This is a genomic window from Methylophaga muralis (assembly GCF_001720165.1).
Classification (GTDB): Bacteria; Pseudomonadota; Gammaproteobacteria; order Nitrosococcales; family Methylophagaceae; genus Methylophaga; species Methylophaga muralis.
On sequence record NZ_MCRI01000065.1, the window covers coordinates 1 to 5,053 of the forward strand.

The 5,053-nt window shown below is 41.8% G+C and carries 4 protein-coding genes; 2 read left to right on the forward strand and 2 right to left on the reverse strand.

Features of this window, described 5'->3' with window-relative positions:
• Positions 1–223: 223 nt before the first annotated feature.
• Together A9E74_RS13340 and ppsA are read left to right on the forward strand one after the other, a co-directional pair.
• Positions 224–1,114, forward strand: a complete 891-nt coding sequence (locus tag A9E74_RS13340) for a pyruvate, water dikinase regulatory protein (protein WP_069297092.1) — start codon at positions 224–226, stop codon at positions 1,112–1,114.
• A 5-nt stretch (positions 1,115–1,119) separates the two neighbouring features.
• Positions 1,120–3,474: a phosphoenolpyruvate synthase gene (gene ppsA / locus A9E74_RS13345; RefSeq protein WP_069297093.1), complete on the forward strand. Its 2,355-nt coding sequence runs from the start codon at positions 1,120–1,122 to the stop codon at positions 3,472–3,474.
• Positions 3,475–3,579: 105 nt separating this feature from the next.
• On the opposite strand, the gene A9E74_RS13350 is transcribed toward ppsA, so the two are convergent.
• On the reverse strand, positions 3,580–4,725 hold the full coding sequence (locus A9E74_RS13350) for a DNA alkylation repair protein (RefSeq protein WP_069297094.1): 1,146 nt from the start codon (positions 4,723–4,725) through the stop codon (positions 3,580–3,582).
• A gap of 81 nt (positions 4,726–4,806) precedes the next feature.
• Positions 4,807–4,908: a VPLPA-CTERM sorting domain-containing protein gene (locus A9E74_RS15095; RefSeq protein WP_245652177.1), complete on the reverse strand. Its 102-nt coding sequence runs from the start codon at positions 4,906–4,908 to the stop codon at positions 4,807–4,809.
• Positions 4,909–5,053: the final 145 nt, after the last annotated feature.

The following is a 5,053-nucleotide window of genomic DNA, read 5'->3' on the forward strand; positions in this document are numbered from 1 at the left end:
TGACAAAATTTAGCTTTATTAACGCCGCCAAAATAATTTTGTAGAGCTTTACCACACTGCTGAAGTCTTGCTGTTCTATTTATGCGTGATGAAAAGAAATAAGCTCTCACAATTTACAATACAATGAGTTATATTCATTTCCTAAGAGATGCTTTCGATATTATCTACTTCAGCTCCCAATTTTTTGTTGATAAATACAGTCATTTCAGCACATTATTAACAAATGAGCGATGAAACCGAAAACACCAGTCAACAAATAAGAAACGTATTTTTCGTATCGGATCGAACCGGTTTAACGGCCGAATCTTATGGAAAATGCCTATTAGCCCAATTTCCAGATATTGAGTTTGAAACAATCACACTTGCTTTTGTCGATAGCAAAGAAAAAGCAGAAGATGCTCGAGAGCAAATTAACTCGCTTTGTGCCGAATCGGATCTACCACCGTTGGTTTTTAGTACTTTAGTGAATAACGAAGCCCAACAAATCATCGAAGACAGTGATGGTTTAGTGATTAGTTTGTTTTATAACTTTATCGGTTCAATGGAAGGCTTTCTTGGCATTCAAGCTTCACAAAAGGTAGGGGTTTCACGAATATTAATAAGTGATACAACCTATCAAAAACGTTTGGATGCGATTGATTATGCGTTGACCCATGATGATGGTATCCGTCCGGATCAATATGAAGAGGCGGACGTCATTCTCGTAGGTGTTTCGCGTTGTGGTAAAACACCAACCAGCTTATATTTAGCGATGAACTTCTCGCTTAAAGTAGCTAACTATCCATTAACTGTCGAAGATTTGGAGGCAGAGGAGCTGCCGGAATATCTGAAAATTCATAAACATAAACTTGCCGGTTTAACGATTAAACCTGTACCGCTGAGCCGAATTCGTCGTCAACGTCGACCTGATAGTAATTATTCCTCTTTGGAAATTTGTCAGGCAGAATTAGATAAAGCAATGATTATGTTTGATAAAATTGATATTCCAGTATTTGATACTACGAATACTTCTATTGAAGAAATATCCAGTCGTGTTGTTCGCACTCTGGGGCTTGCGCGAGAGCGCATCCGCGAATCAACCATTACATTTAACAAAACTAAAAATTTAAGGTAGGTGTCATGACCGAATATGTAATTCCACTCGATAAATTGTGCATGAATGATGTCGGGAGAGTTGGCGGGAAAAATGCTTCTTTAGGCGAAATGTTACAAAATCTAGCACCTTTGGGTGTAGCCGTTCCAAGCGGTTTTGCAACAACGGCTGACGCTTATAGAGAGTTTTTACAACATGATGGGCTACAAGGAAAAATAAACGATTTATTGCGTGAACTGGATGTAGACGATGTTGTTGCACTGCAAAAAGCAGGCAAAACAATCCGTGAATGGATCATGACTATCCCGTATCCAGAAGAAATGGAAGCAGCAATTGATGAGGCTTATCGTAAATTAGAACAAGAGTACGGTACTTCGACCAGTTGGGCTGTTCGTTCATCAGCGACTGCCGAAGATTTACCAGATGCATCGTTTGCCGGACAACAAGAAACCTTTCTGAATGTTTCAGGTTTAGACCATATCAAGTTTGCCATCCGCGAAGTATTTGCTTCACTATTTAATGATAGGGCAATTGCCTATCGTGACCATCAAGGCTTCGAGCACAGTGAAGTTGCATTGTCTGCCGGTATTCAGAAGATGGTGCGTTCTGATATCGCTGCTGCTGGCGTGGCTTTTACCTTAGACACAGAAAGTGGTTTCCGTGATGTCGTGTTTATCACAGGTAGTTACGGCTTGGGCGAAATGGTGGTTCAAGGTGCAGTTAATCCCGATGAATTTTATGTTCACAAAACCACATTAAGCGCAGATCGTCCGGCTGTATTACGCAGAACATTGGGTCAGAAAGCCCTGAAAATGGTTTACTCGGGCGATGCCAAATCACCAGTCAAAACAGTTGATGTAGATGCCGAAGAACGATTACATTTTTGTTTGAGTGATGAAGAAATTGAATCATTGGCCCGTATGGCGATGATTATCGAAAAGCATTACCAAAGACCAATGGATATTGAATGGGCTAAAGATGGTAATGATGGCCAGATTTATATCGTTCAAGCACGTCCGGAAACAGTTGAAAGCCGTAGCGTAAATGTCACAGAACAATTCATTTTAAAAGACAAAGGTGAATTGCTGGCTAGAGGCCGAGCCATTGGTCGGAAAATTGGCAGTGGCCGGGTGAGACTTTTAACTAGTCTTGACCAAATGGATCAATTTGAAGCTGGTGATGTATTACTCACTGATATGACCGATCCAGATTGGGAACCGATCATGAAAAAAGCTGCTGCGATTATTACCAATCGCGGCGGCCGTACTTGTCATGCAGCCATTATTGCGCGTGAATTGGGTATTCCTGCTGTTGTAGGCTGTGGCGATGCCACTGAAAAAGTCGCTGAAGGCATTTCTGCAACGGTTTCCTGTGCCGAAGGTGATGAAGGTTATATTTATCAAGGACTTCTGGATTTTGAACACCGTGTTCAGTCCTTAGACCAAATGCCTGAATTACCGGTCAAGATCATGATGAATGTGGGTAATCCTGATCGTGCATTTAGCTTTTCCCAGCTTCCTAATGATGGGGTTGGTTTGGCTCGACTGGAATTCATTATCAACAATATGATTGGTATCCATCCTAAAGCGTTAATGGCTGCTGATGAAATGGATGCGGAAGTCCAACAAGTCATTCGCGAAAAAACTACCGCTTATGGTGATCCAGTAGAGTTTTACATAAGTCGTATTACTGAAGGTGTTTCTACCATTGCTGCTGCATTCCATCCGCATAAAGTTATTGTGCGTATGTCCGATTTTAAATCGAATGAATACGGTAACCTGATTGGTGGTGCGCAATTTGAACCACACGAAGAGAACCCGATGATTGGTTTCCGTGGTGCGGCTCGTTATAGTTCTCCAGAATTTGAAGCTTGCTTTGAATTGGAATGTGAGGCGATTAAGCGTGTGCGTGACGTCATGGGGTTAACTAACGTTGAAGTCATGATTCCTTTTGTTCGCACCTTGAGCGAGGCTGAAGCTGTAATCAAAATTCTTAAAAAGAATGGTTTGGAACGTGGCAAGAATGGCCTGCGTTTAATCATGATGTGTGAGTTACCTTCAAACGCAGTACTTGCAGATCAATTTCTGGAATTCTTTGATGGCTTTTCAATCGGCTCTAATGACATGACTCAGCTGACACTAGGCTTAGATCGTGATTCAGCCCAAATTGCCGCTGCATTTGATGAACGTGACCCTGCGGTATTGGCGATGCTGGAAATGGCAATTAAAGCCTGTCATAAAGCGGATAAGTATGTCGGTATCTGTGGACAAGGCCCTTCAGATCATCCTGATTTGGCAGAATGGCTGCTTGAGCGTGGCATCAGCAGTATTTCATTAAATCCGGATACTGTCGTCAGTACCTGGCAGGCATTAGCTAAATAGTAAAATTTGCTAGCATCAATGACAAAAACTATGGGCCCTGCGGGGCTCATAGTTTTTTTATGGTGCTAGTTCAGAGTTTTTTTCGGCAATACGTTTACAGAAAATTCAGTCCAGCTTTAAATCCACCGAAGCCTCTCCGTAAACTACCCCGTTGATAAGTATCTCTATGCTATGGTGACCACTGTAATATTGCCGAGTGGTCAATTTTAAAAATCCATGTGACTTCTTCAAAGAAATGCTTTCTCCCGCCAATAATGTGATGTTTTTCCATTTATAAACTTTGGCGGTGGTCTTACCATTGCTTTTGACATGCCAGACTCGATAATCCACCACCAGTTCTTGTGCCTGGCTTGTTTTAGAATTGATTGATATCTGCATTTCCAGCTTTTCACCTAACTTAACTTGTTGCCCGGTTAATACGAAATCAACATTTACCGCTGGCTTCTCACTGTAGCCCAGTAATGGGAACACCGCAGGTTCACCCGCCTTAATCAGACTTCGAAGCCCGTGGCGGACAATCCAGCGGCGTTGTAATGTGGGATTTTTCAGCCACTCGCGACATAAATCAATTACACGCTGAGGATTATCTTTACTAATATCGTTTAAATTATTGGCAACGGATTTTTGAACATATTTGCTTTTGTCATCTTTCAGCTGGTTGAGTAAGTCAAATACAGGCTGCGGGTTTTGTTGTAACGCTTTTAAATGCCCTCCCCAAGGCAGTCTTGGTCGCATTCCTTCTGATGCAAGTCGCCGGACATGTTCATTTTCATGCTGACACCAGAGCAATAATTCTTTATAGGTCAGCTCAAAGTGCTGCTCTATATAGGGTCTGATAGCAAATTCTGCAGTAAATAAGGGCGTCAGGTGCTTCAATAAATCCAAGGCTATTTCAGGGTGCTGCAGGCCATGTTTGCCAGCGTAATCAATTAACGGCCATGCCATAAAACTATGCCATCCCTTTTCGATATTCTTGCCAGGCCAGTTATCGGCAAGCTGTTTAAGCCATTGCGCATTCACTGCATAGTCGTCATCCAATAGCGTATCCAGAATCTTACTGAGATGATTGACTCGGGTTTTCAGTGGCATAGATTCTAAATTATCAGTCGCCTGCTTTACGAAATCATCTGCCACAAATCCAGCGTGATATTGCTGAATTAATTCAGCTAACACTCCAATCGAATCAGGATTGATATGATCTTTTTGTAATGGTGGTGTATCGGATGCAGTAGACGGTTCGGAACTTGCCATCTGAATTACTCACTTTTGCCAGACATAAAAAAACCGTGGCTCGAAAGCCACGGTTTTTATTTTACGGTATTACGGAGAGAATTAAGCTACTTGTGCTTTTGCTCTTCTACGCATTGCCATAAAGCCCATCAAACCAGAACCGAACAACCATACTGCTGCTGGTAAAGGTACTTCAGAAGGCATTGAAGTGAATTGGCCGATTAATTTAGCTGTTGTACGGGATTTTTCTGAAAGAAAAATTTCGTCAACAAGTTTGATTCCATGTTTTGTATGGATACCAAAATCTAGTCAATTGAAAATAATAATCCGTACCCTCATAACTCATGAA